This is a genomic window from Rhizobium sp. GW821-FHT14E12, assembly GCF_058803745.1.
In genome coordinates, this window is sequence record NZ_JBXAPH010000002.1 from 113033 (window position 1) to 137242 (window position 24210).

A 24210-nucleotide genomic window follows, 5' to 3' on the forward strand; every position below is an offset into this window, starting at 1 on the left:
GGCGTTGCGATCAAATTCTGATCCGGTGATTAAGCGAAATGTGATCGCTTCATCGAATGGTGTGACGATTTCAGCCTATCGGAACCGGCGAGAAACCGTTTAGATGATCGGGGGTAAGAGGCGGATTCGGAGCAGTTTTGGAATGAATGATATGTCCACGCGCAAGCGGGAAGATGCAGTGCAGGCGTCCGGCTCCCGGCCGCTGCTGATTGCGCTGCTCGTGGCCGGCGCCTTCTTCATGGAAAACCTCGATGGCACCGTTATCGCCACCGCCCTGCCGCAGATGGCCGCGTCCTTTGGCGCCCGGCCGGTCGATCTCAATATCGGCATGAGCGCCTATCTCCTGACGCTCGGCATCTTCATCCCGATCAGCGGCTGGATTAGCGACCGGTTCGGCGCGCGCTTGGTGTTTACCACGGCTGTCGTCATCTTCACGCTCGCCTCCGTCCTTTGCGGTCTGGCCAACGGTGTCGGTTCTTTCGTCGCCATGCGGATCCTGCAGGGTATCGGCGGCGCGATGATGGTGCCGGTCGGCCGGCTCGTGGTCCTCAACAACACGCCGAAAGACCAGTTGATCTCGGCGATTGCAACGATCACCTGGCCGGCGCTGGTGGCGCCTATTCTGGGGCCGCCGCTTGGTGGCTTCATCACCGACCATGCGAGCTGGCGCTGGATTTTCTACCTCAACCTGCCACTTGGCATCGTGGCGTTCATCTTTGCGCTTATATTGATCCCGGAAACCAAGAGCGCAGCTAGGCCGCCCTTCGACTGGATCGGCTTCGTCATCAGCGGTTTCGGCCTGGCGAGCCTGATGTATGGGCTGGAATTGATCGGCCGTCCCGATCCGGTCTGGCTGGAAGCCTGGGCCTATGTCATTACCGGCTTTGTGCTGCTTGCCGTCTCTATAGTCCATTTCCGCAGAAGCGAGCATCCGCTGATCGATCTCTCCGGATTGAAGCTACCGACCTTTGCCGTGACGATCTGGGGCGGCTCGCTGTTTCGCACCGCGATCGGCGCGGTGCCTTTCCTGCTGCCGCTGATGTTCCAGGTCGGCTTCGGGCTGAGCGCTTTTCATGCCGGCATGCTGACGCTGGCGGTCTTTGCCGGCAATCTGGCGATGAAGCCGGGTACGACGCCGATCCTGCGGCGCTTCGGTTTCAAGCCGGTGTTGATCGTCAACGGTATCCTCAATGCGATCTTCATCGCCGCCTGTGCGTTGTTTTCTCCGGATACGCCGATCTGGTTCATCATCCCCGTGCTGTTCATCGGTGGCATGCTCCGCTCGATGCATTTCACGGCGCTGAACACCATCGCCTTCGCGGACATTCCACCGAAGCAGATGACGGGCGCCAACACGCTGTTCAGCACGGCCTTTCAATTGACCATGGGGATGGGGATCGCGGTCGGCGCCATCGGCATCCGCATCGGCCAGGCCATCAGCGCGCCGCTCGGCATGGGCGGGATCACCGCCATCGAATTTCGCCTGGCGTTCCTCATGCTCGGCGTCATCGCCCTCTTGGCCGTTCTCGATTGCCTGCCACTTGATCCGAAAGCTGGGGATAACGTCTCGCGCAAGCCGAAGCCGAGCGCGAAAAGGGCTGCGTGATCAACAGCGACTAGCAGAAGGCAATCGCCGTCCGGCGACTCAATAAGGATATTGGATGAAGTTGTAATGCAGCAGTAAAACGGGAACTGTGATCAAAAAAAGAAGGAATAGTGCGATGCTTGCTGCGCGCAGCACCTTCGTCCGGCGGGTGCGCTGGCCGGTCCAGTCATATACCATCTGAGCGTCCTCCTGTTCCGTAACTGCTAAAAGGGCAAGAAATGGAGCGCTAGTCAATATTGCCAATATGATTAGTTCTGGGACGTCTCTTTAAAATGATATTCTAATATTAATATACTGATGGGCGGTTCGCGCCATTTTCCCTTGTATTGCGCCAAATTGGTCTGGTTTTCGCGGAAAGGTCATTTTGTGATGCCAGTCGTGGCTATATAACGAACGAGGATGTCCTTGCGGCCATGCGGGGGCGGAAGTTGACTTCTGAAAGAGGAAAGACGTGATGAGCAAGGTGCGTGCCCTGGTACTGGAGCGTCAGCATGAGTTGGCGCTGCGCGATATCGACCTGCAGCAGGAGGTCGGGCCGGGCGAGGTGAAGATCAAGATCCACACGGTCGGCGTCTGCGGGTCGGATGTGCATTATTACACCCATGGCCGCATCGGCCCATTCATCGTCAATGAGCCGATGGTGCTCGGGCACGAGGCGGCCGGCACGGTGGTTGAGATCGGCGCGGGTGTTTCGCATCTGAAGATCGGCGACCGCGTCTGCATGGAGCCGGGTATTCCCGACGCCAATTCAAAGGCGAGCCGCCTCGGCATGTACAATGTCGATCCTGCCGTCACCTTCTGGGCGACACCGCCGATCCATGGCGTGCTGACGCCCTTCGTCGTGCATCCGGCCAATTATACCTTCAAGCTGCCGGACAATGTCAGCTTCGCCGAGGGCGCGATGGTCGAGCCTTTCGCGGTCGGCATGCAGGCGGCGGCCAAGGCGAAGATCACGCCCGGGGATACCGCCGTCGTGCTCGGCGCCGGCCCGATTGGCACCATGGTGGCGATCGCGGCGCTTGCCGGCGGCTGTGCCCGCGCCATCGTTGCCGACCTTGCCCAGCCGAAGCTCGACATCGCCGCACAGTATCAGGGCGTGATCCCTGTCAATATCCGCGAGAAGAACCTGATCGAGGAGGTCAAGCGCCTGACCGACGGTTGGGGCGCGGACGTCGTCTTCGAATGCTCCGGTTCGCCGAAGGCATGGGAAACCGTCATGGAGCTGCCGCGCCCGGGCGGCGTCATCGTCGCCGTAGGCCTGCCGGTCGCCCCGGTCGGCTTCGATGTCTCGACCGCCTCGACGAAGGAGGTCCGCATCGAGACAGTCTTCCGCTATGCTCATCAATATGAGCGCTCGATCGCGCTGATCGCCTCCGGCCGTGTCGACCTGAAGCCGCTGATCTCGGAGACCTTCCCATTCGAGCAATCGATCGAAGCCTTCGATCGTGCCGTGGAAGCACGCCCGAGCGACGTCAAGCTACAGATCGTTCTTGATCAGTAGGAACCTGCTTGCACCGCCGCCTCGTTTCGGCGAGGCGGCAGTTTGCCTTTTGTTTCACATCATCCCGTAGACGTCCCCGTAAATGCGATGCTAGCGTAGCGCGCAACAGTTGGGACACGGCGGCAACGCCGGAAAACGGGAAGGGCCGCGGTGCCGCACGACGTCGCATTGATAGCATTGATTGCCGCCGGTTTCGGCTTTGCCGCCATTTTTGGCTACCTCGCCGACCGGCTGCACCTGCCGCCGCTGGTCGGATACCTTGTCGCCGGTGTCATGATCGGTTCGGCGACGCCGGGCTTTGTCGCCGACATGGCGCTCGCTTCGCAATTGGCCGAGATCGGCGTCATTCTCCTGATGTTCGGGGTCGGCCTGCATTTTTCGGCGGCTGATCTGCTCGCCGTGCGCGGTGTCGCCATTCCCGGCGCCATCGGTCAGATCGCCATCGCCACGCTTCTGGGCATTGGCCTGGCCTCGCTGTGGGGTTGGGGCATCGGCGCCGGCCTCGTTCTCGGCCTGAGCCTTGCCGTCGCCAGCACCGTCGTGCTTCTAAAGGCGCTGGAAGAGCGCAATCTGGTCAGTTCGACCAATGGGCGCGTCGCCGTCGGTTGGCTGATCGTCGAGGATCTGGCGATGGTGCTGGCACTCGTGCTGCTGCCGGCCTTTGCCGGGGCGCTCGGGGGACATGCCGATGCGGGTGGCCATGCCGCCACAGGGTCGATCTGGCTGACCATCGGCATCACGCTTCTCAAGGTGGCCGCATTTGCCGCCGTGGCGATCTTCATCGGCCCTAAGGTCGTTCCGTGGCTGCTGACCTCCGTGGCGCGCACCGGTTCGCGTGAGCTCTTCACCCTGTCCGTTCTGGCGATCGCGCTCGGTATTGCCTTCGGCGCGGCGGAGATATTCGGCGTTTCCTTTGCGCTCGGCGCGTTCTTCGCAGGCCTGATCATGAGTGAGTCCCATCTCAGCCACAGGGCGGCGGCCGATTCCCTGCCGTTGCAGAATGCCTTTTCGGTGCTGTTCTTCGTCTCCGTCGGCATGCTCTTCGATCCCTCGGTGCTGGTGCGCGAACCGCTGATGATCATCGGCGTGCTCGCCCTCATCATTATTGGGAAAGCGCTGATCGCTTTTTTTGTGGTGGTGTTGCTGCGCTATCCTGTCAGCATGGGCCTTGCCGTCGCTGCCGGACTTGCCCAGATCGGCGAGTTTTCCTTCATCCTGGCGGGCCTTGGCGTTTCGCTGGGGCTGCTGCCGCGCGAGGGGCAGGATCTGATCCTTGCCGGCGCGATTTTGTCGATCACGCTCAATCAGCTGGTTTTCGCCGGCACCGGGAGGCTGGAGGCATGGATCTCTTCCCGATGGCCGGCCTTCGCTGCCAATTACGGCATGGCGAAGCATGATAGCCTGTATCGTGAACTGGCCGTTATCAGTGAGCAGCGCGAAGAGCGGGATCGGCAGCATCATCTCGAAATCGAGCAACTGATCGAGACCTTCCCCATGTTTGCCGAGCTCGACGATGGTGCGCAGGAAGAGCTCCTGCTGCTCTTCCGGCCACGGTCGGCATTGCCGGGCGATCGCGTCATCCGCACCGGTGACCGGGGCGACAGCATGTTCTTCGTGGCGTCAGGCGCGGTCGAAGTGCAGCTTGAGGATGAGGAGATCCCGCTCGCCGCAGGCTCCTTCTTCGGTGAAATGGCAGTCTTGACCGGCGCTCGCCGAACCGCCGATGTGGTCGCCGTCGATTTCTGCCAGTTCCTTGTTCTGGAACGTCGCGATTTCAACCTGTTCATGTCCCGCCACCCGCAACTGCGCGCCGCCGTCAGCAGCCTGGCGCAGGAACGGCAGGAGATGAACGTCTCCCGCAACCAGAGGCGGGACCAATCGCGCGACGCTGGTTAGTCGACTTCGCCGAGTGGGCTCAACGCCGCGTCAGCCAGCTCTTGGAAACGCGGCAGGCCATCGTATAGGCCGGGTCGAAGACATTGCCGACGTCGTAGCGCACGACTTGGCCGAGCAAGTGGCTGGCGGCGGTCTTGTCGAGGCCATAGTCGGCGCCAAGCCAGCGCAGCATTTCGCTGGTCGCATGCTGTAGCGCCTGGTCAAGCGGTCGGGCATTGCCGATGGTGAAAATATCGTCCGCAGTCTCACCGCGCGGCCAGATGATAGTCTTCTTTTTCTCGATGCTGAGCCGCACCGTCACTTCGAAGGTGGTCTCGATGCCGGTGCCGACGATCTCGCCATCACCCTGTACCGCGTGGCAGTCGCCAAGGAAGAAAAGCGCGCCGGGCGCGGAGACCGGAAACCAGATCGTCGTGCCGGGGCCGAGCAGGCGATAATCCATGTTGCCACCGAATTCGCCGCTGGTGGCAGTCGAAATGGCCTGGCCGAGGGAAGGGGCAACGCCAAAGCAGCCGATCATCGGCGACAGCGGCAGCACGAAAGCCTCCAGACCGGCAACCGGCTCGGTAAGCCGGGCCGTCAATGCTTCACGATTGATCTGCCAGATTGCCTTATCGCCTGCCGGCAATGTCCTGATGTCCCAGGGATCGACGACATTGCCGGCGACGACGCTGCGGGTGAAACCCGTATCGCGTGTCGGTATCATGCCGAGGATTTCGACCTTGAGGGAGTCGCCTGGTTCGGCGCCTTCGACGAAGATCGGTCCGTTCATCGGATTGCCTCCTGGGGCCTGCCGAACGTCGTCCTTGTCATAGCCGGCGGCATCGAGCGTTTCGGTGATGACGGTGTCGCCATCGGTGATGCGCAATGCCGGGGTGAGGGAGCCGATGACATTGTGATAGGCGGTCGAAACGAAGCGATGCGTTGCCATGGGGCGTCAGCCTTGTCTTGAGTTCGGTCTTCCTAACCTAGGCTGGGTTTAGTCCCTGTGAAAAGAGCGGAATGGGCGCAATTCCTCATGGCCCGACGAAATACCTCCGGCGCTTGGCCTTGTAGCTCCGTTCGTCGAACTGGCCGCGCAGCCAGTCGTCGGGGTTCGCCTTCAAATATCCGGCATCCGGATCCAGCTTGTTGGCATCGGTGAGTTTCTTGACGACATAGCGGGCGTAATGATGATCGAAAATGCGCAGGAATTCGCCGAAATAAATATCGGCGACACGCGTATCGCCGCGGACCACGATCATGTTTTCGTCATTGATGCGCTGCGAGGGTTGGCTGAAATTCGCCGAGCCGCTGACGACGAGCGGATCGTTGCTCAAGGGGTCAACCAGCATGAACTTGTCATGGATATAGTCGTTGCTGTTGAGGGGATTGTCGCGCTCGGCCAGAAAGTTTGCCAGCGCACCGGTCTCCAGCCGTCCCCCGGCGGCGAACAGAACATCTCGATCGCGTCCGATGATCTCGCCGTCGCCGAGATCGTCATCCTTGACGATATAGCGCAGCACGTCATTGTCCTGAGCGATCACCTTGCTGAAGACCTTGTCGAGGTTGAAGGCGAGCGTGATGCAGGAAATCTCCTGCGCCTCGCCCATCCGGTCGGCATACCATTGCAGGGATTCGCTGCTGTCTCTCTCGTCGCGGGCGCTGAACACCGGCGTAACGCTGTTTGGCTGGGTGCGGCCAGGAGGCAGCGGCGTCAGCGCGCGATTTTTCGGTCGCAATTTGGTCGGCGTCAGGTTCTGCGACAGCAGCGTCCAGTATTCGAGATAGGTCTCGGCTATCGCCGGACTCCAGACGATGTGGCCGACATTCGAGTGGCCGAAGATGCCGCCATCGGAAATATTCGTCGATCCCGTCCAGACCGCGATCGGCTTTTCGTCCTCAAGCAGGATGATGAACTTGTTGTGGCGGATGCCCTCGGTCACGGTTCGCGGGACGACCACCTTCATCTCGTCGAGCCGGGCATTGTGGATGACCGCTTCGTTCGCGGCCTTGTAGGTCTTCTCGTCATCGAAGACGATCTTCACGTCGGCGCCGGCTTCCACCGCCTTGGCAAAAGCATTCGCGACCGGCTGATAGTGGAACTCATAGAGCGCCGCGCGCAGCCCGAAGCGGTGATCCTCGGCAAGGCCGATGAACTTGATGAGCGCCTCGAAGAGCCCGCGCGACAGCCAGACCATTTCCTCGGCCATGGGATTGTCGGCATCCGGCATGCGATTGCCGAAACGGCGGGCATAGGCCTGCGAGCCGATCACGCCGCGATTGAAGTAAACGTCATGGCGCGCTTCGTCGTTTCTCTTGTCGGGATTGAGCAGATATTCCAGCTCGGTCGCGATTTCGAGGGTGACGGCCGAGGCGGTGTCGAGCTGCAGCATCTTCACCGTGCCGTAGACCGGGACGATCTGGTAGCGGTAGGTGTGATCGGTTTCCGCCGTATAGTCGGCCCATTGGAAGCTTTGCACCGGATGCTCCGCCGTGCTGACGGGCGTCCCCGGCGGCAAGCCTTTATCCTTGTCCTTGAAGCGCTTGATGCCGGTCATCCAGTATCGCTCGACAACCGCGCCGTCCTTCAGCTCCTCGCGCTGAATGGCGAAACCCATCAGCCCGGTTTTCTTGGCGTCCTGCCCGGCGACGAAATCCCAGGCCAGGATGACCACATAGGTTCCCGCAATTGCCCGGGCACGCAGAACCGAACTTGCCGCTGTAACCCGCATGTCTCATCCCCCCAAATGGTCCAGTCGCCGGAGGTCGATGCGCCTTTGAGGATCGTACGTCCCCTAAGGACGCCGGGGGCTGCGGGGCGAAAGCCGGACGCAAACCGGATCGGACTGCACATCAACTCTCATGCGAAGCACGACGAAAGAGCAGTACATCTTTATAGCGAAGATAGTCTTGTACCATAACAACCGGATGAATGCTCGCATCGAAATGGCGGGATATGTTTTGCCCGTGTCTCGCCTTCGCCACGCCGCTGCGGAGGCGTCGTCCAAACCATAGGCGGCAAACTTTTCGCCGATATGCCGCAGCGCGGAATAAATTTGCCCAGTGCTTCCGGATTCTGGCACGGCACGTTTTGTGCATAAAAACTATCGTCTTTATGATCATCCTCATCGAGGGAGCGTTGGCTTACCCATTTCGATTGAGGGGACATAGATGAAACTTACCATCGCAAACCTGTTTGCGGCTGCCGCTCTGCTGCTTTCCACCCAGGCCTTCGCCGAAACGCTGAAGGTTGGTGTCGTGCCCGGTGTTTATGCCGATTCCATCGAGGCGCTGGTTCCGGAGGCCAAGGCCAAGGGGCTGGATATTGAGATCGTCGAGTTCAGCGACTGGACGACGCCGAATGTCGCGCTACAGTCGGGCGATATCGACGTCAATTATTTCCAGCACAAGCCCTTCCTCGACAATGCGATCAAGGAGCGCGGCTATGATTTTACCAGCGTCGGCCAGGGCGTGCTCGCCAATATCGGCCTCTACTCGCTGAAGCATAAGGATTTCGCCAGCATTCCCGAAGGCGGCACCGTCGCCATCGCCAATGACCCGGTCAACCAGGGCCGTGGTCTGCTGCTGTTGCAGAAGGCCGGCCTCATCAAGCTGCGCGACGGCGTCGGTTTCAAGGGTACGCTGGATGACATCACCGACAACCCGAAGAAGCTGACCTTCAAGGAAATCGAAGGTCCGCAGCTTGCACGCGTGACCGGGGACGTCGATCTGGCGCAGGGCTATCCGCATTTCATCGTTGCCGCCAAGACCTTCGATCCGTCTTCCGGACTGCTGTATTCCGGCGTTGATGACAAGCAGTTCGCGATCGTCTTTGCCGTGCGCAAGGACAAGGCGGACAATCCGGCGCTGAAGGAACTGGTTGCCCTCTACCAGAATTCCACGGCGGTTCGCGACGCAATCCACAAGGCTTTCGGCGCCGACAACAAGCTCTACACGCTGCCATGGCTGCCATGATCGACAGCGATATCGCTCCGGCCACTGTCTGGCCCGTTCCGCGCGCGGAGCGCAGCCAGACGGTGATCGAGGAGCAGGGCGCCGAGCCCGGGCAACGCCCGGGTTCCGTCGTCTTCGAAGCGATCGGCAAGACCTATACGTCTTCGGCTGGGTCGGTACAGGCGCTGCGGGACATCAGCCTGGATATACCGGCGGGTGCGATCTACGGCATTATCGGGCGCAGCGGCGCCGGCAAGTCAAGCCTGCTCAGGACGATCAACCGGTTGGAGAAGCCGACAAGCGGACGTGTTCTTGTCGATGGCAAGGATATTAGCGGATATGACGAGGATGCGCTGGTGGCGCTCCGCCGCCGCGTCGGCATGATCTTCCAGCATTTTAATTTGCTGTCGGCCAAGACCGTGTGGGGCAATGTCGCGTTGCCGCTGATCGTGGCCGGCGTGCCGCGCCGCCAGATCGAGGAGCGCGTTGCCGAGGTTCTGGCGCTGGTCGGGCTTGAGGACAAGCGCGACACCTATCCCTCACGCCTGTCCGGCGGGCAGAAGCAGCGCGTCGGCATCGCCCGCGCCCTGGTCCATCATCCGGAAATCCTGCTCTGCGACGAGGCGACATCAGCGCTCGATCCCGAGACGACGCTGTCGATCCTGCAGTTGCTGAAGGATATCAATCGCCGCCTCAACCTCACCATCGTTCTGATCACCCATGAGATGAGCGTCATCCGCGAAATCTGCGATCATGTCGTCGTTCTGGAGCAAGGACAGATGGTCGAATCCGGCCCGGTCTGGCGCGTCTTCGGCAATCCGCAACATGCCGCCACTCGCGCGCTGCTGCAGCCGCTGCATCGCGATATCCCCGAGGACGTGGCGCGTCGCCTGCGGCTGGAGGCCGATCCAGCCCGCCGCGAGGATGCGATCATCGCGCTGTCCTATACGGGCGAGGGCGGCTTGGAACCGGATATTGCCGCCATTGCCGCTGCCATCGGCGCGCCGGTGCGGCTGTTGCAAAGCTCGCTCGACCGGATCGACGGCCATGTTCACGGCCGGCTGCTGCTCGCCACGCGCCGACCGGAAGGCCGTGGACTGCCGGGGCTCGAAGGTCTAGCGCATGAAACAAGGATATTGGGCTATGTCGACGTTGATGTATGAACGCCTGTGGCAGGCATTGCTTGACACCATCGTCATGGTCGGCATATCCGCCGTCTTCGCCCTTGCTATCGGCATTCCGCTGGCGGTGTTCCTGGTGTTGTCGGGGCCGGATGGCCTTATCCATGCGCCGCGCCTCAACCGGCTGCTGGCGGCGCTTATCAATGGGTTCCGTGCCACGCCCTTCATCGTGCTTCTGGTCGCCCTCTTGCCGTTGACGCGGTTGCTGACCGGCACCACGATCGGCGTCTGGGCGGCGATCGTGCCGCTGTCCATCAGCGCTACGCCGTTTTTCGCGCGCATTGCCGAAGTCAGCCTGCGCGAGGTCGATGGCGGGTTGATCGAGGCGGCGCAGGCGATCGGTTGCCGCCGCTGGCACATCGTCCGCCATGTGCTCCTGCCGGAGGCGCTGCCCGGCATCGTCGGCGGCTTCACCATCACCATCGTCAGCATGATCGGCGCCTCGGCCATGGCGGGCGCCATCGGTGCCGGCGGCCTTGGCGACATGGCGATCCGCTACGGCTATCAACGTTACGACACGACCGTGATGGCCATGGTCATCGTCGTTCTCATCGCGCTGGTCTGCCTCGTGCAGTTCACCGGCGACTATGCCGTTAGCCGCCTGCGGGCGCGCTGACGATTTCTCAGGAGTTTTGCATGACCGATGCCTACCCCACGGGCTCGAATATTATATCCACCGAAACGACGGAGCCGCGCCGGCCGGCGCCACCCTGGCCGCCGCGCCTGATCGAAACCGACGATCAGGCGATCAAGGCCGCCGAGGCTTTGGCCGAGAAATTCCGGGCTGGGGCGTCCGACCGCGATCGCGAACGGCGGCTCCCCTGGGAGGAGATCGATCTCTATACCGAAAGTGGTCTCGGCGGCATCACCGTCCCGAACGCCTATGGCGGCGCTGAAGTTTCCCATGTCACGCTTGCCAAAGTTTTCGAGATCCTCTGTGCGGCCGATCCGGCGCTCGGGCAGATCCCGCAGAACCAGTTCGGCGTGTTGTCGCTGTTGCGCGAGGTCGGTACGGAAGAGCAGAAGCGCCGTTTTTACGGCGATATCCTCCGGGGCCACCGCATTGGCAATGCCGGGCCGGAACGCGGCCGCAATGCCGTCAATGTCAGCACGACGAGACTGCGTCAGACGCCCGACGGGCTGAGGCTCACCGGTCGGCGCTTCTATTCGACGGGAGCGATTTTCGCGCACTGGATCCCGACTCGCGCCGTCGACGATCAGGACCGCCCGGTTCAGGTCTGGGCGCCTTATGACGCGACCGGCGTCAATGTCATCGACGATTGGTCCTCCTTCGGTCAGCGGACGACCGCCAGTGGCACGGTGGAATTCAGCGACGTCGCGATCGGCAGCGAACAGGTCTTTCCCGTCTGGCAGCTTGCCGACCGTCCGGGCATCACCGGTCCAGTCTCGCAGCTCATTCAGGTGGCGATCGATGCCGGTATCGCCAGAGCCGCCATCGAGGACACGGTCGCTTTCGTCAAGGACTATGCCCGCCCCTGGATGGATTCCGGCCTGCAATCGGCAAGCGACGACCCGACCATCATTCATGAGATCGGCCATCTCTATACTGAACTCCATGCAGCCCAGGCATTGCTCTACGCCGCCGGCGAAGTGCTGGACGAGGTGGCGCGTGCGCCGATCACCGAGGCATCGAGCGCGCGGGCGTCGGCAGCGGTTGCCGAAGCGAAGATCCTGACGACGGAGATCGCTCTGGAGGCGACCGAGAAGCTGTTCGATCTAGCGGGCTCGGCCGCAACCCGCGCCGGGCACAATCTCGACCGGCATTGGCGCAATGCGCGGGTGCATACGCTGCATGATCCGGTGCGCTGGAAATATCACCTGCTTGGCAGCTACCAGCTCAACGGCGTCTTTCCCGCCCGTCATCAGTGGAATTAGGAGCGCGAAAGCGACATGACCGACATCAACTCACCCACGCCGGCTTCGCCTGCGCCACCACCCAGCCGCCCGGCTGATATCATCCGCGACGACGCGCAGGCGCTCGATGTCGCCGCGCGGCTCACCGCCGATTTTGCAACGACTGCCTCGTCGCGTGACAGCGAGCGGCTTCTGCCCTGGGCGGAACTCGATCAGTACAGCACCAGTGGTCTCTGGGGGATCACCGTTCCCCGCGAATATGGCGGCGCCGGCGTCTCGGCAAAGACCGTCGCGCAGACGATCGTCACCATCGGGGCTGCCGACGGCTCGCTGTCGCAGATTCCGCAGAACCATTATTACGCGCTGGAAGTGCTTCGCGTTGGCGGGAGCGCGGAACAGAAGGCTTTCTTCTACGAGCGCGTGCTGGCCGGCGACCGGCTGGGCAATGCACTCGCCGAAATCGGTCAGCGCGATTTCAAGCGTCGTACCCGGCTCGTGCGCGACCCTGGCGGCTGGTATGTCGATGGAAAGAAGTTCTATTGCACCGGCGCGATCTATGCCCATTGGATTCCCACCCTCGTCGTAGCTGAGGATGAGGGGGCTCCCGTCACCTATCTCGCCTTTGTTCCCCGCAATGCGCCGGGCGTCACCATCCATGACGACTGGGATGGTTTCGGGCAGCGTGTGACGGGCAGCGGCACTGTGTTGTTCGAACGGGTCAGGGTGGAACCGGAATGGGTTGTGCCGTTCCAGACTTCTTTCGAACGGCCGACGACCATCGGGCCGTTTGCGCAGATCATGCATGCGGCCATTGATCTCGGCATCGGCTTCGGGGCTTATCAGGAAATGCTTCGCTTCATCCGCGAGCGCGCTCGTCCCTGGCTGGATGCCAAGGTGGATCGCGCCACTGATGATCCGCTGACGCTGCATCAGGTCGGCAATGTCTGGATACGGTTGCGCGCGGCACAGGCGCTGCTTGATCGCGCTGCGGCGGAGGTCGATGCCGCGCAGGCCGTTATGACGGAAGAGAGCGTAGCGCGCGCCTCGATCGCCGTGGCGGAAGCGAAAATCCTGGCGACGAAGGCCGGACTGCTCGCCGCCAACAAGCTGTTCGAATTGTCCGGCACGTCCTCGACGCTGGCGGAGGACAATCTCGACCGTTACTGGCGCAATGTGCGGACACACACGTTGCATGATCCGGTGCGTTGGAAATATCAGGCGGTTGGCAACTACTATCTGAACGGCAAGCTGCCGCCGCGCCATGGCGCGATCTAGGTCATCAAAGCCATGAAAAAGCAGATCCTCCTCAATGCCTTCAATATGAATTCCGTCGGCCATATCAATCATGGCCTCTGGACGCATCCGCGCGACCGTTCGGATCAGTACAAGACGCTCGACTACTGGACGTCGCTTGCCAGGACGCTGGAACGTGGCCTGTTCGATGGCATATTCCTTGCCGATATCGTTGGCGTCTATGATGTCTATCAGAACTCCGTCGACCTGACGCTGCGCGAGTCCATCCAGCTTCCGGTCAACGATCCGCTGCTGCTGGTCTCCGGCATGGCGGCGGTGACGCACCATCTCGGTTTCGGGATTACCGTCAACCTCAATTCCGAAGCGCCCTATCTCTTCGCCCGCCGGATGTCGACGCTCGACCACCTGACCGGCGGCCGTGTCGGCTGGAACATCGTCACCGGCTACCTCGACAGCGCGGCTCGTGCGCTCGGTCAGGATGGACAGGCGGATCATGATAGCCGCTATGACCGCGCCGACGACTATCTGGAGGTGCTCTACAAGCTCTGGGAAGGAAGCTGGGATGACGACGCGGTGCGGGCTGATAAGCAGGCGCGCATCTTCGCCGATCCCACCAAGGTTCGGCCGATCCACCATCGGGGACCCTTCTATCAGGTCGACGGTTACCATCTCTCTGAACCCTCCATCCAGCGGACGCCGGTGCTCTATCAGGCCGGCACGTCGGGGCGGGGCCGCCAGTTTGCGGCGAGGCACGCCGAATGCGTGTTCATCACCGCGACCGACAAGAATGCGGCTAGAACCACATCGCGCATTCTACGGCAGGCGGTTGTCGAGGCGGGGCGACGGCCGGAGGACGTCAAGATATTCGTCGGGATTACCGTGATCCCAGACCACTCGCGGCAGGCGGCACGGGAGAAATACGAGGACTATCTGCGCCATGCAAGCCCGGAGGCGGGGCTGGCGCATTTCGCGGCCAGCACCGGTATCGATTTTTCCCGTTACGAGCTGGACGATCCGATTTCCTACGGCACCTCCAATGCCATCCAGTCGGCAACGCAGCTTGCGCAGCAGCGCGGCTGGACGAAGCGGCAATTGCTGAAGGAACTCGCCGTCGGCGGTCGTTATCCCGTCATCGTCGGTGATGCCGCCGATATCGCCGATGAGCTCGAAAGCTGGATCACCGAAGGCGAGATCGACGGGTTCAATCTGACGCGAACGGTGACGCCGGAGAGCTACGAGGACTTTATCGATGTCGTCGTGCCTGCCTTGCAGGATCGTGGTGTCTACAAGACCGCCTATGCCGAGGGGTCGTTGCGAAACCGGATCTTCGGTGAGGGCGATCGATTGCCGGCTCGCCATGCCGGCGCGGCATTTCGCGGCTTGCGTTGAAACGCTAGGTCGCTCCTAGCGAAAGGGCCGATCGATCCGATAGAGCACATGCGGGCGCAGGACATGCCCGACTGGAACGGTCGTATCCTCAAAATCGGCGTCTTCCACATGCAGCATGCCGATCTTCTCCATGGCGCGGCGCGAGGGAGTGTTGATGGTCGAGGTGTAGCCGATCACCTCTTTTGCCTGCAATTCCTTCCACGCGAAGTCGAGGCAGCAGTGGCTCGCTTCTGTCGCATAGCCCTGTCGCCAGTAAGGGCGTCCGAGAATCCAGCCGATCTCGAGCGGGAAGTTGCCGGGAACTTCAGGGCCGGGACGTGACAGCCCCGCTCCACCGATCAAGGCGCCGTCCGCCTTGCGCTCGACGGCAAGAAAGCCGAACCCTTCGCTCGCCAATTGTTCATTGGCCTCATCGATCACGGTAGCCGATTCCGCAGGCGTGAGCAGGCTCGGATAATAATATTGACGCGTCTCGGGATCGGCGTTGATGGCGGCGAATGGTGCGCGATCCCGGTCTTGCCAGGGCCGGAAGATCAGCCGTGAGGTTTCCAAGGTAAGCATGGCATCCTTCGATCGGGAAGTCTCTGTCAGGCGGGGGCAAATGCCTCGATGCGAGTTCATATCGTGTAACTAAACTACCCGAAATGATCGCGAAAAGCTTGTGGCGTTGTGCCAAAGCTTCTCAGAAAGCTTCGCCGCAGAGTTTCCTCCGAACCGAAACCACAGCGGATGCGCGCCTGGCGGACGGAAAGGCCCTGTTCCAGAAGACGGCGCACGGCCTCCACGCGAATATCCTCGACGGCTCTGGCGGGTGTGCGTCCCGTCGCCTGGCGGTAATGCCGCGAGAAGCTACGCGCGCTCATGTTAGCCCGATCGGCAAGTGCCAGAAGCGAAAGATCCGCGCGCAGATTGTCCATAATCCATCCGTGCAGACGATCGAAGCGTTCGCCGCCTTCCTGCAGCGTCAGCATGGTGCTGAACTGCGCCTGGCCGCCTGGCCGTTTTAGGAAGACGACGAGTTCTCGGGCGACGGCCAGCGCCAGGCTCCGGCCGAGATCCGCTTCGACCAGCGCCAATGTCAGGTCGATACCGGCGGTTACGCCCGCCGAGGTCCATATCGCTCCGTCCTGAATGAAGATGGGATCGGGTTCCAGCTTGACGTTCGGAAAGCGCTTGGAGAACTCGGTGCAGCGATGCCAATGGGTCACCGCGCGCTTGCCTTCCAACAGTCCCGCCTCGGCGAGAAGAAAGGCGCCGCTGCAAACCGACGCCGTCCGCCGCGCCCTTGCCGAACGCCGGCGGATCCAGTCGACAAGAACCGCGTCCTCGCATGCCTTGTTGACGCCCCGCCCGCCCGCGACGATCAAGGTATCGATCTCGATATCATTGTCAGGCAGCGGCGCAGTCGTAAGCGTCAGGCCTGAAGTCGTCCCAGTCTGTTTGCTCGTCGCAATGGTAATGGCGTCATAAGGTCTTGGCAGACCTGATGCCACGGCCGCCTCATTGGCGCTGGTAAACACCTGCAGCGGCCCGGTTATGTCGAGCAGCTGGGCGTTTTCGAAGGCGAGAATTTCGATGCGGCGCATGGTTTGGCTCAAAATGAGGGTAGTTTGGCAAATGCGCCAGATAGTGATCGCGTAAGCTTGCCGAAGTCAACCTTTGGAGATGAACATGACCATCCGCTTCGGCCTGCTCACCTTTCCCGGCGTTCAGCAACTCGATCTGACAGGCCCTTATGAGGTTTTCGCGTCGACGGAAGGCGCTGAGGTGCATCTGGTCTGGAAGGACACCGCGCCGATAGTGGCGTCAACGAAACTGGTATTGCAGCCGACGACGACGTTCGAGGATTGCCCTCAACTCGATGTAATCTGCGTGCCGGGCGGCGCTGGCGTGAACGCCTTGCTCGAAGATGCGGCCGTTTTGTCCTTTATTCAAACACAAGCGGCGCAGGCACGTTTCGTGACCTCGGTCTGCACCGGCTCCCTCGTTCTCGGCGCGGCCGGTCTGCTCAAGGGCAGGAAGGCAACGACGCATTGGAATGCCCATGATTTTCTCGCTCATTTCGGAGCTGTTCCGACCGCTGGCCGTATCGTTCAGGACGGCAATCTCATCACCGCTGGCGGTGTGACGGCCGGTATCGACTTCGGGCTGGCCGTTGTTGCGGCTCTACGTGGCCAGGAGGAAGCGGAGACGATCCAGCTTTCGCTGGAATACGCGCCGGCGCCGCCGTTCCATTCGGGTACGCCGGAAGAGGCGACAGGCGAGGTACTCGCCAGGACGAAACAGCGTCTGGCCGGCTCGCGGGCAGCGCGAGAAGCCATCCTTGCCCGGCTGGCCTCGATCTGACGCCAGCTGGCTCAGAATTGCGTTGGTAGCTGCGGGCTCCCGGTGTTTGATCCGGGGGCTCGCGCTTTAACATGCCGACCATCGCCATGCGTTAAATTCATTATCTTGTGGACGTCGCCCAGCATATGCCGCAATGCTCACGCGTTCCTCATCAGGATCGTTATGCTTTCGCGAATCGCTTTATGCCAGTTCCCGCGAATGGCAGGTGATCGCGATTGAAATTGATTCAAGGGGACCTTCATGGCCGACATCCGCACATCCTTATCCGAAGTGATACCGAAGATTTCCATCGTCGGTGTCGGTGGTGGCGGCGGCAACGCGATCAACAATATGATCGCGGAAGAGCTTCAGGGCGTTGAATTCATTGCGGCAAACACGGATGCGCAGGCGCTCGCGATGTCGAGCGCAGCGCGGCGCATTCAGCTCGGGACTCAGGTGACTGAAGGTCTCGGCGCCGGCTCCCTGCCGGAAATCGGACGCGCTGCTGCCGAGGAATCCATTGATGAAATCCTGGATCATCTCCGGGGCACGCATATGTGCTTCATCACGGCCGGAATGGGCGGCGGCACAGGCACGGGTGCCGCCCCGATCATCGCTCAAGCGGCGCGCGAGGCGGGAATCCTCACGGTGGGTGTCGTCACCAAGCCCTTTACGTTCGAAGGCAACCGACGCATGCGGACCGCCAACGAGGGTATCGAGCGGCTGCGTGAAAGTGCGGACACTGTCATCGTCATTCCAAATCAGAACCTGTTTCGCATTGCGGATGCCACGACCACCTTCGCGAATGCCTTTGTGACCGCGGACCGGGTTCTGTTTGCCGGCGTCAGCTGCATCACGGATCTGATCGTCAAGGAAGGCCTGATCAACCTCGACTTCGCCGACGTCAAATCCGTCATGCGCGGAATGGGCCGCGCCATGATGGGAACGGGTGAAGCGAGCGGAGAGGGCCGTGCGCTGAGGGCAGCAGAGGCTGCCGTCGCCAACCCGCTTCTTGACGATATGAGCATGAAGGGCGCGCGGGGCGTGCTGATCTCCATTTCCGGCGGGACGGACATGACGCTGTTCGAGGTTGATGAGGCCGCAAGCCGCATACGCGACGAAGTCCTCGATGATGCCGATATCGTTGTCGGCGCGATCTTCGACAGAACCCTTGATGGCGTGTTCCGGGTATCGGTCGTTGCAACTGGTCTCGATGGGTTCGCAGCCTCGGGCAATCTCTCCGAGGCTATGAGAAGCCAAACCGCTTAGTAAAGATCACTCCGGATAACAATGGCCAGCTCATTCATGGCCGATTGTTGGAGGTGAGGGATCGGAAGAGGAGAAGCCCCGGGGGTGGCGTGCCCGGGGATGGAGAGCTGTGCCCTGCGCCTTCAGCCGTTTTGCGATCATCAAGCTATTCTCATCTGGCTGATGATGACGTGTTCCCGTCTGTCATGCTGCTTTGAAAAATAGACGATATCCAGGACTGAAGACAGACGAAGCTGTTGGCAGTTGCAACCGAACAGAGCAATATTGCCTTCAGGCTGGGTAGCGGAAAGGTCAATCGTGTGAATGGGCGTCGGTCATTTCTCTTCATGCTCCCTTTCCTGACGAGGCTGACGGCGGCGCTGGCGGTGACCGCCTCCCTGCTGCTGATGGGTTCACCCGCCCAGGCGCTCGATCCCGCGCCATCAACGAACGCCTCGACCGACCAGATCAACAAGCTGATCGCAACGCTGCATCAGACTTACGACGGCGTACAGGATCTCCGCCAGCGGCGCGGCGCTTTCGAAAGGCTGATGGCATCCACGCCGGATCCGACGCGCGTCCAGATCCGCCATGTCGATGTCAACGGAGTAGAGGCCGATCTGATCTGGCCGGCGCGGCTGCATCATCCGCTTGGCAGAAGGGCGATCCTCTATCTCCATGGCGGCGGCTTCTATAGCGGCTCATTGAGGACGCATCGCAATATTGCCGGCTCGCTTGCAAAGGCCGCATCCGCCGATGTCCTGCTGATCGACTATCGTCTCACGCCGGAACATGGTTTCCCTGCCCAGCTCGATGATGCGCTGGCAGCCTATCGCTGGCTTCTCGCCTCGGGGTATCGAGCGGAGAATATCGTGATTGCCGGTGAATCCGTCGGCGGAACCCTGGCGATCGAGGTTACCCTCAGGCAGCTTCGGCTCAAGGGTCCTTTGCCGGCGGCCGTAGTGGCGATGAGTCCTGTGACCGATTTTGCCCTGACGGGGGCCTCGATGACCGCGAATGCCGGGAGCGATCCTTTCATGGGCAAGGGCGAGCTGGAGTTGATACGTAAGGCCTATATCGGCGATCGATCCCCGGTTAACTGGGAGAGATCACCGCTTTATGCCAATATGACCGGCTTTCCGCCGCTGCTGCTGCAGGTCGGTTTGCGTGAGACGCTGCTGGACGATACGCTGCGCCTGGAGGACAAGGCGCGTCAGGCAGGGGTCGATGTCACCGTCGAGGTCTGGCCGGGCATGATCCACCAATGGCAAGTCTTCCCGTTCTGGCTTGACGATGCGAGGAAGTCGAACGCAAAGGTGGCCGAATTCGCCATCGCGCATTTCGCGGACAAGCCCGCACAGTAGTCATCGTTACCTGACACAATCAGCCGAAAACATCCTCCAGACCAAGCGCATCGCGCAGGGGCTGGATCCGATGGTTCCATGCGCTCAGCCGCTCAGGCGTCATGCCGGAGTACCGGTTATGGCTCAATTTGTTATTGCACGATATGATATTGCGATAAATTTCTATGGACAGCAATTCGCGTTAGCTCTATATCAATAAATATCGCAATAACAAATCGTGCGATATATAAATGATTGGAGATTGAAATGAGCAACTCGATCAATCAAGCTACCCGTCGGGGCGTTATGACGGCCGGATTAGGTCTGGCCGCCACGGCGGCTGTCATGCCCTTCGCTCAACCCGCACAAGCCTCTGCAACAAAGCAGTCTTCGAAAGGGAAGGATACCACTATGAGCAGCAACACCATTACGACCAAGGACGGAACCCAGATCTTCTACAAGGATTGGGGAACAGGTCAGCCCATCGTCTTCCATCATGGCTGGCCGCTGAGCGCCGACGATTGGGACGCGCAGATGTTGTTTTTCCTCGACAAGGGTTTCCGCGTCATCGCCCATGATCGCCGCGGCCACGGTCGTTCGAGCCAGACGGCTATCGGCAACGAGATGGATACCTATGCCGCCGACGTCGCGGCATTGGCCGAGCATCTCGACCTGAAGGGCGCCATTCATGTGGGACATTCGACCGGCGGCGGCGAAGTTGCCCGCTACGTCGCCCAATATGGCGGCCATGGCCGCGTCTCCAAGGCGGTGCTGATCGGCGCCGTGCCGCCGATCATGGTCAAGTCCGAGAAGAATCCGGGCGGTCTGCCGCTTGAAGTCTTCGACGGTTTCCGTTCGGCGCTGGTCGCCAACCGCGCTCAGTTCTTCCGCGATATCCCGGCTGGCCCGTTCTACGGTTTCAATCGTGCGGGCGCTAATGTCTCGCAGGGCGTCGTCGACAATTGGTGGCGCCAGGGCATGATGGGCGGCGCCAAGGCCCATTACGATTGCATCAAGGCCTTCTCGGAAACCGATTTCACCGATGACCTGAAGAAGATCGATGTGCCGGTCCTGGTGATGCATGGTGATGACGACCAGATCGTGCCGATCGCGGATTCCGCTCTTCTGTCCGCCAAGTTGCTCAAGAAGGGCACGCTGAAGGTCTATAAGGGCTTCCCGCACGGCATGGCCACCACCCATGCGGATGTCATCAACGCCGATCTGCTTGAATTCTTCAAGGCATAACGATCTTCAGAAAAACAGAGCGCCCGCCGAAAGGCGGGCACTCTGCCGCCGACAATCTCAGCCGGGCGGCTTATCGTTACTTCTGACCTTCTGTGCATCCAGATAGCCGTGGTCGAATGCCTTCGCACGGCCGCTTTCTTCGGGATAGGGGTTCTTGTCGGTGGCAACCTCCCTTTTCCCGGCTTCGAAGCCGCGACTATAGGCAGTCGAGTCATCACCTGTGTCGATCCTGGGTGGATCCACCGAAGGCGGTTGAAGGGGGTTTGGAAGGCCAGTTTCCGGGGCCGGGATTGGCAACGATGTCGGATCATATTTTGCCATGTCGTTCTCCTCTAGTGAGAAAACGCCATGGCGGGATCGTGGTTCCCTTGGGAATATCCCATTCCTACCTGTTTAGGTTCTGATCACCGTCCAGGTCGCGCGCAATCTCACCGATCCAGCTTGAGCGAAAGCTGTACCGCGCGCGGCAAAGGCGGCAGTGGCCGGCTGATATCGACGCGGCGTTTCCAGGCAGCGAGCCGTTCCTGTTCGCGTTGCCGCAAAGCTTTTGAAACGGCGACGAATGTCATGGCACGCTCTATGACTTGCTGTGTGTCAGTCATGGATATCTCCATATGTTCACTGTATGTTCTCATATTGAGCGTAGATAGTCAAGCCGGTGGGTGCCGGCCTGTCCCGTGGGCACTTTGTCGCGCCTCGAGCGAGGCGCTTGCGGGGTAAAGGAGGCGCTACTTATTCGGCCGCGGCTGCGAGGCATCCGTCGATGATGCCACGGATCTCCGCGCGGCAAGAGCCGCAATTGGTCCCGGCATTCAGTGCTTTGCCGACCGCATCGACGCTGTGGCAGCCGTTGCGAACCGCACCGACGATCTGATTGACACCGACACCGAAGCACGAGCAGACGGTTGCTCCGGGATCCGGCGTGTCGGCACCCGGTCGCCCGGCAACGAGCGCGAAGCGCTTGCGCAGATCGCTATGGGAGGCGGTGAGTTGCGCGATCGCCCAGTTGCGCGCGACGGCCACCGGCTGGCGGGCAAGAAACAGCGCTGCGAGCAATCGTTCGCCATCGAAGAAGGCGAGACGAAAGTCGCCGGTGGTTCGATCGGCATAGCCGAGCGGTTCGATATGCGTAGGGATATCGAAGGTCGCTCGGCACCAACTCGCCCAGTCCTCCTCCGCCTCGTCGAAGCCAAGCTCCGTCCGCCAGCCACCATCGGCTTTGGCGAGCGCCCAATAAGCGCTATCCAGTTGCTGCGGCCTTGCCATCGAAACGGCAAAGCCATAACGCGCCGCCTTGAAGGGGCGGGCAGCAACGGCGACATTCTTTGATGCCGGCTGGCCTGAGATGGGGTCGGTCAAGGGCGTGACGACAGCGTCGATGCGCGCCTTTGCGGCGAACCGGTCGTTCCAATGCATCGGTACGAACAGGCTGCCGCGCGCCTGACGTTCGGTTACCAGGGCGCGTACGATCACCTTGCCATGCGGGCTTTCGATTTCGACCAGACCGGCGTCGCCGACGCCGATCTCGATCGCATCGCGGGGATGGATTTCGGCAAAGGGCTCGGCTATATGCGCCGACAGGCGGGCGCTCTTGCCGGTGCGGGTCATCGTATGCCACTGGTCGCGAATGCGGCCGGTATTGAGCGTGAACGGAAAGTCTGCGTTGGTGCGGTCTGATTCTGGAGCCTTGACCGGCACGAAGCGAGCCTTGCGATCGGCATGAAAGAATCCGCCGTCAGCGAAGAAACGTGTCGCCTGCCGAGCTGATCCCGCGGGCTGCGGCCATTGGAATGGCGAAAGCGCGTCGTAGTCGTCAATTGCGATTTGCCCATAAGCGCCGATATCGAAATCCCGGCTACCGTCATTCTCAAAGCTGGAAAGAGCGGCGTGTTCGGCAAAGATGTTGGCGGCGGACCCAAAGGCGAAGGCGTCGCCAAATCCCATGCGGCGGCCGACTTCGGCCATCTGCCACCAATCCGGTTTCGCATCGCCCGGAGCGGGGAGATACTCGCGCTGCCGGGAGATCCGGCGTTCGGAATTGGTCACCGTGCCGTCCTTTTCGCCCCAGCCGAGGGACGGCAGCAGCACATGCGCGTGCCGCGTCGTATCCGTCTCTTTCAGGACGTCGGAAACGACGACAAAGGGACAGGCCTTGATGGCCGCCTCGACGGCATCCGCATCCGGCATCGACACCACCGGATTGGTCGCCATGATCCACAATGCCTTGATGCGGCCATCGGCAACGGCGCGGAACATGTCGACCGCCTTCAGCCCCGGCTGCTCGGCGATCGCCGGAGATTGCCAGAAGCGTTGCACCCGATCGCGGTCCTCGGCATTTTCGATTGCCATATGGGCGGCGAGCATGTTGGCGAGCCCGCCGACCTCTCGCCCTCCCATGGCGTTCGGTTGGCCGGTAAGCGAGAAAGGTCCCATGCCGGGCCGGCCGATACGCCCGGTTGCCAGATGGCAATTGATGATGGCGTTGACCTTGTCGGTGCCGGAGGAGGATTGGTTGACGCCCTGGCTATAGCAGGTCACCACCTTTTCCGTCGTTTCGAACAGGCGGAAGAACTCGCGCAACTGCATCGCCGGCAGACCGGTCTTGTCGAGCAGGTCGCTGAAGCTCAGTGCGGAGGCCTCGGCAAACGCATCCGCGAAGCCCTCGGTATGGAGCGCGATGAAATTCTGGTTGATGGCGGTGCTCTGGGTAAGCTGGGCCAGCAGTCCCATGAACAAGGCGACATCGCCATCCGGGCGGATCGCCAGATGCAGGTCGGCAATGTCGGAGGTCATCGTTCGGCGCGGGTCGATCACAACCACTTTCATTCCTGGTCGCGCGGTCTTGGCGGCGGCAAGGCGCTGGTAGATGACCGGATGGCACCAGGCGAGATTGGAGCCGGTCAGGATCACCAGATCGGCGAGTTCGATATCCTCGTAAGTTCCCGGCACCGTATCCGAGCCGAAGGCGCGGCGATGGCCGGCGACGGAGGATGACATGCAGAGCCGCGAATTGGTGTCGATATTGGCCGAGCCGATGAAGCCTTTCATCAGCTTGTTGGCGACATAATAATCTTCGGTCAGAAGCTGGCCGGAGACGTAGAAAGCAACCGAATCCGGACCATGCTCGGCGATGGTCTCGGAAAAGCGCGTTGCGACGAGATCGAGCGCTTCGTCCCAGTCTGCCTTTTGCCCGTGGATTTCCGGATAGAGAACGCGGCCGTCGAGATCGACGGTCTCGGCCAGCGCCGACCCTTTGGAACAGAGCCGGCCGTAATTGGCCGGATGCTCCGGATCGCCTTTGACGGAGACCTTGCCGTGGTCGTCGACACTGGCGATGACGCCGCAGCCGACGCCGCAGTAAGGGCAGGTGGTTTTGGTCTCAGCGGACATGATTGCTCCGGTCAACAGGCT

Annotated in this window: 21 protein-coding genes; 13 read left to right on the forward strand and 8 right to left on the reverse strand. The window is 61.2% G+C overall.

Features of this window, described 5'->3' with window-relative positions; genetic code table 11:
- Positions 1–142 precede the first annotated feature (142 nt).
- Positions 143–1606 (forward strand): DHA2 family efflux MFS transporter permease subunit, encoded by a 1464-nt coding sequence (locus tag AC1RO0_RS08695; protein ID WP_498592505.1) that lies wholly within the window; start codon positions 143–145, stop codon positions 1604–1606.
- A gap of 39 nt (positions 1607–1645) precedes the next feature.
- On the opposite strand, the gene AC1RO0_RS08700 is transcribed toward AC1RO0_RS08695, so the two are convergent.
- On the reverse strand, positions 1646–1783 hold the full coding sequence (locus AC1RO0_RS08700) for a hypothetical protein (RefSeq protein ID WP_007694332.1): 138 nt from the start codon (positions 1781–1783) through the stop codon (positions 1646–1648).
- Between the two features lie 277 nt (positions 1784–2060).
- Between AC1RO0_RS08700 and AC1RO0_RS08705 the strand changes: the two genes are divergently transcribed.
- Together AC1RO0_RS08705 and AC1RO0_RS08710 are read left to right on the forward strand one after the other, a co-directional pair.
- Entirely contained in the window at positions 2061–3107 is a 1047-nt protein-coding gene (locus tag AC1RO0_RS08705) for an NAD(P)-dependent alcohol dehydrogenase (protein WP_498592506.1), read from the forward strand.
- A gap of 150 nt (positions 3108–3257) precedes the next feature.
- Entirely contained in the window at positions 3258–5003 is a 1746-nt protein-coding gene (locus AC1RO0_RS08710; protein ID WP_498592507.1) for a cation:proton antiporter domain-containing protein, read from the forward strand.
- 19 nt (positions 5004–5022) lie between these two features.
- Here AC1RO0_RS08710 and AC1RO0_RS08715 read toward each other — a convergent pair whose 3' ends face one another.
- Complete coding sequence (locus AC1RO0_RS08715) at positions 5023–5934, reverse strand: acetamidase/formamidase family protein (protein WP_498592508.1); 912 nt, start codon at positions 5932–5934, stop codon at positions 5023–5025.
- 85 nt (positions 5935–6019) lie between these two features.
- Positions 6020–7717, reverse strand: coding sequence for a phospholipase D-like domain-containing protein (locus tag AC1RO0_RS08720; RefSeq protein ID WP_498592509.1), 1698 nt, complete (start codon positions 7715–7717; stop codon positions 6020–6022).
- Positions 7718–8156: 439 nt separating this feature from the next.
- Between AC1RO0_RS08720 and AC1RO0_RS08725 the strand changes: the two genes are divergently transcribed.
- The 6 genes from AC1RO0_RS08725 to AC1RO0_RS08750 are packed head-to-tail and all read left to right on the forward strand — an operon-like array spanning position 8157 to position 14638.
- On the forward strand, positions 8157–8960 hold the full coding sequence (locus tag AC1RO0_RS08725) for a MetQ/NlpA family ABC transporter substrate-binding protein (RefSeq protein ID WP_498592510.1): 804 nt from the start codon (positions 8157–8159) through the stop codon (positions 8958–8960).
- Positions 8948–10102, forward strand: coding sequence for a methionine ABC transporter ATP-binding protein (locus AC1RO0_RS08730; RefSeq protein WP_498592511.1), 1155 nt, complete (start codon positions 8948–8950; stop codon positions 10100–10102). Before AC1RO0_RS08725 ends, AC1RO0_RS08730 begins: the two co-directional genes overlap by 13 nt.
- The gene (locus AC1RO0_RS08735; RefSeq protein WP_498592512.1) at positions 10083–10736 is read left to right on the forward strand and encodes a methionine ABC transporter permease; all 654 of its coding nucleotides are present in this window, start codon (positions 10083–10085) and stop codon (positions 10734–10736) included. Before AC1RO0_RS08730 ends, AC1RO0_RS08735 begins: the two co-directional genes overlap by 20 nt.
- A 20-nt stretch (positions 10737–10756) precedes the next feature.
- Complete coding sequence (locus tag AC1RO0_RS08740; protein WP_498592513.1) at positions 10757–12016, forward strand: SfnB family sulfur acquisition oxidoreductase; 1260 nt, start codon at positions 10757–10759, stop codon at positions 12014–12016.
- Positions 12017–12031: 15 nt separating this feature from the next.
- Positions 12032–13270, forward strand: coding sequence for an SfnB family sulfur acquisition oxidoreductase (locus AC1RO0_RS08745; RefSeq protein ID WP_498592514.1), 1239 nt, complete (start codon positions 12032–12034; stop codon positions 13268–13270).
- 12 nt (positions 13271–13282) lie between these two features.
- A complete protein-coding gene (locus tag AC1RO0_RS08750; RefSeq protein ID WP_498592515.1) occupies positions 13283–14638 on the forward strand; it encodes an LLM class flavin-dependent oxidoreductase in 1356 nt (451 codons plus the stop codon).
- 15 nt (positions 14639–14653) lie between these two features.
- On the opposite strand, the gene AC1RO0_RS08755 is transcribed toward AC1RO0_RS08750, so the two are convergent.
- Positions 14654–15199: a GNAT family N-acetyltransferase gene (locus AC1RO0_RS08755; protein WP_498592516.1), complete on the reverse strand. Its 546-nt coding sequence runs from the start codon at positions 15197–15199 to the stop codon at positions 14654–14656.
- 74 nt (positions 15200–15273) lie between these two features.
- Positions 15274–16224: a GlxA family transcriptional regulator gene (locus AC1RO0_RS08760; RefSeq protein WP_498592517.1), complete on the reverse strand. Its 951-nt coding sequence runs from the start codon at positions 16222–16224 to the stop codon at positions 15274–15276.
- A gap of 85 nt (positions 16225–16309) precedes the next feature.
- On the opposite strand from AC1RO0_RS08760, the gene AC1RO0_RS08765 reads away from it, so the two are divergent.
- The 4 genes from AC1RO0_RS08765 (at position 16310) to AC1RO0_RS08780 (ending at position 20799) form a co-directional block, all read left to right on the forward strand.
- Entirely contained in the window at positions 16310–16984 is a 675-nt protein-coding gene (locus tag AC1RO0_RS08765) for a DJ-1/PfpI family protein (protein ID WP_498592518.1), read from the forward strand.
- Between the two features lie 240 nt (positions 16985–17224).
- Complete coding sequence (ftsZ, locus tag AC1RO0_RS08770) at positions 17225–18232, forward strand: cell division protein FtsZ (protein WP_498592519.1); 1008 nt, start codon at positions 17225–17227, stop codon at positions 18230–18232.
- Between the two features lie 326 nt (positions 18233–18558).
- On the forward strand, positions 18559–19575 hold the full coding sequence (locus AC1RO0_RS08775) for an alpha/beta hydrolase (protein WP_498592520.1): 1017 nt from the start codon (positions 18559–18561) through the stop codon (positions 19573–19575).
- 390 nt (positions 19576–19965) lie between these two features.
- Complete coding sequence (locus tag AC1RO0_RS08780) at positions 19966–20799, forward strand: alpha/beta fold hydrolase (protein WP_498592521.1); 834 nt, start codon at positions 19966–19968, stop codon at positions 20797–20799.
- A gap of 57 nt (positions 20800–20856) precedes the next feature.
- On the opposite strand, the gene AC1RO0_RS08785 is transcribed toward AC1RO0_RS08780, so the two are convergent.
- The 3 genes from AC1RO0_RS08785 to AC1RO0_RS08795 all read right to left on the reverse strand — a co-directional run bounded on the left by AC1RO0_RS08785 (position 20857) and on the right by AC1RO0_RS08795 (position 24189).
- A complete protein-coding gene (locus AC1RO0_RS08785) occupies positions 20857–21120 on the reverse strand; it encodes an Sf3a2-prov protein (protein ID WP_498592522.1) in 264 nt (87 codons plus the stop codon).
- A 107-nt stretch (positions 21121–21227) separates the two neighbouring features.
- Positions 21228–21401, reverse strand: a complete 174-nt coding sequence (locus AC1RO0_RS08790) for a hypothetical protein (RefSeq protein WP_007692823.1) — start codon at positions 21399–21401, stop codon at positions 21228–21230.
- Positions 21402–21531: 130 nt separating this feature from the next.
- On the reverse strand, positions 21532–24189 hold the full coding sequence (locus AC1RO0_RS08795) for a nitrate reductase (protein ID WP_498592523.1): 2658 nt from the start codon (positions 24187–24189) through the stop codon (positions 21532–21534).
- Positions 24190–24210 lie beyond the last annotated feature (21 nt).

Coding starts and splice junctions, on each gene's coding strand:
- AC1RO0_RS08695 (WP_498592505.1), top strand. CDS start 143: ATGAATGATATGTCCACGCGCAAGCGGGAAGATGCAGTGCAGGCGTCC.
- AC1RO0_RS08700 (WP_007694332.1), bottom strand. CDS start 1,783: ATGGTATATGACTGGACCGGCCAGCGCACCCGCCGGACGAAGGTGCTG.
- AC1RO0_RS08705 (WP_498592506.1), top strand. CDS start 2,061: ATGAGCAAGGTGCGTGCCCTGGTACTGGAGCGTCAGCATGAGTTGGCG.
- AC1RO0_RS08715 (WP_498592508.1), bottom strand. CDS start 5,934: ATGGCAACGCATCGCTTCGTTTCGACCGCCTATCACAATGTCATCGGC.
- AC1RO0_RS08720 (WP_498592509.1), bottom strand. CDS start 7,717: ATGCGGGTTACAGCGGCAAGTTCGGTTCTGCGTGCCCGGGCAATTGCG.
- AC1RO0_RS08725 (WP_498592510.1), top strand. CDS start 8,157: ATGAAACTTACCATCGCAAACCTGTTTGCGGCTGCCGCTCTGCTGCTT.
- AC1RO0_RS08730 (WP_498592511.1), top strand. CDS start 8,948: ATGGCTGCCATGATCGACAGCGATATCGCTCCGGCCACTGTCTGGCCC.
- AC1RO0_RS08735 (WP_498592512.1), top strand. CDS start 10,083: ATGTCGACGTTGATGTATGAACGCCTGTGGCAGGCATTGCTTGACACC.
- AC1RO0_RS08740 (WP_498592513.1), top strand. CDS start 10,757: ATGACCGATGCCTACCCCACGGGCTCGAATATTATATCCACCGAAACG.
- AC1RO0_RS08745 (WP_498592514.1), top strand. CDS start 12,032: ATGACCGACATCAACTCACCCACGCCGGCTTCGCCTGCGCCACCACCC.
- AC1RO0_RS08750 (WP_498592515.1), top strand. CDS start 13,283: ATGAAAAAGCAGATCCTCCTCAATGCCTTCAATATGAATTCCGTCGGC.
- AC1RO0_RS08755 (WP_498592516.1), bottom strand. CDS start 15,199: ATGCTTACCTTGGAAACCTCACGGCTGATCTTCCGGCCCTGGCAAGAC.
- AC1RO0_RS08760 (WP_498592517.1), bottom strand. CDS start 16,224: ATGCGCCGCATCGAAATTCTCGCCTTCGAAAACGCCCAGCTGCTCGAC.
- AC1RO0_RS08765 (WP_498592518.1), top strand. CDS start 16,310: ATGACCATCCGCTTCGGCCTGCTCACCTTTCCCGGCGTTCAGCAACTC.
- ftsZ (WP_498592519.1), top strand. CDS start 17,225: ATGGCCGACATCCGCACATCCTTATCCGAAGTGATACCGAAGATTTCC.
- AC1RO0_RS08775 (WP_498592520.1), top strand. CDS start 18,559: ATGCTCCCTTTCCTGACGAGGCTGACGGCGGCGCTGGCGGTGACCGCC.
- AC1RO0_RS08780 (WP_498592521.1), top strand. CDS start 19,966: ATGAGCAGCAACACCATTACGACCAAGGACGGAACCCAGATCTTCTAC.
- AC1RO0_RS08785 (WP_498592522.1), bottom strand. CDS start 21,120: ATGGCAAAATATGATCCGACATCGTTGCCAATCCCGGCCCCGGAAACT.
- AC1RO0_RS08790 (WP_007692823.1), bottom strand. CDS start 21,401: ATGACTGACACACAGCAAGTCATAGAGCGTGCCATGACATTCGTCGCC.
- AC1RO0_RS08795 (WP_498592523.1), bottom strand. CDS start 24,189: ATGTCCGCTGAGACCAAAACCACCTGCCCTTACTGCGGCGTCGGCTGC.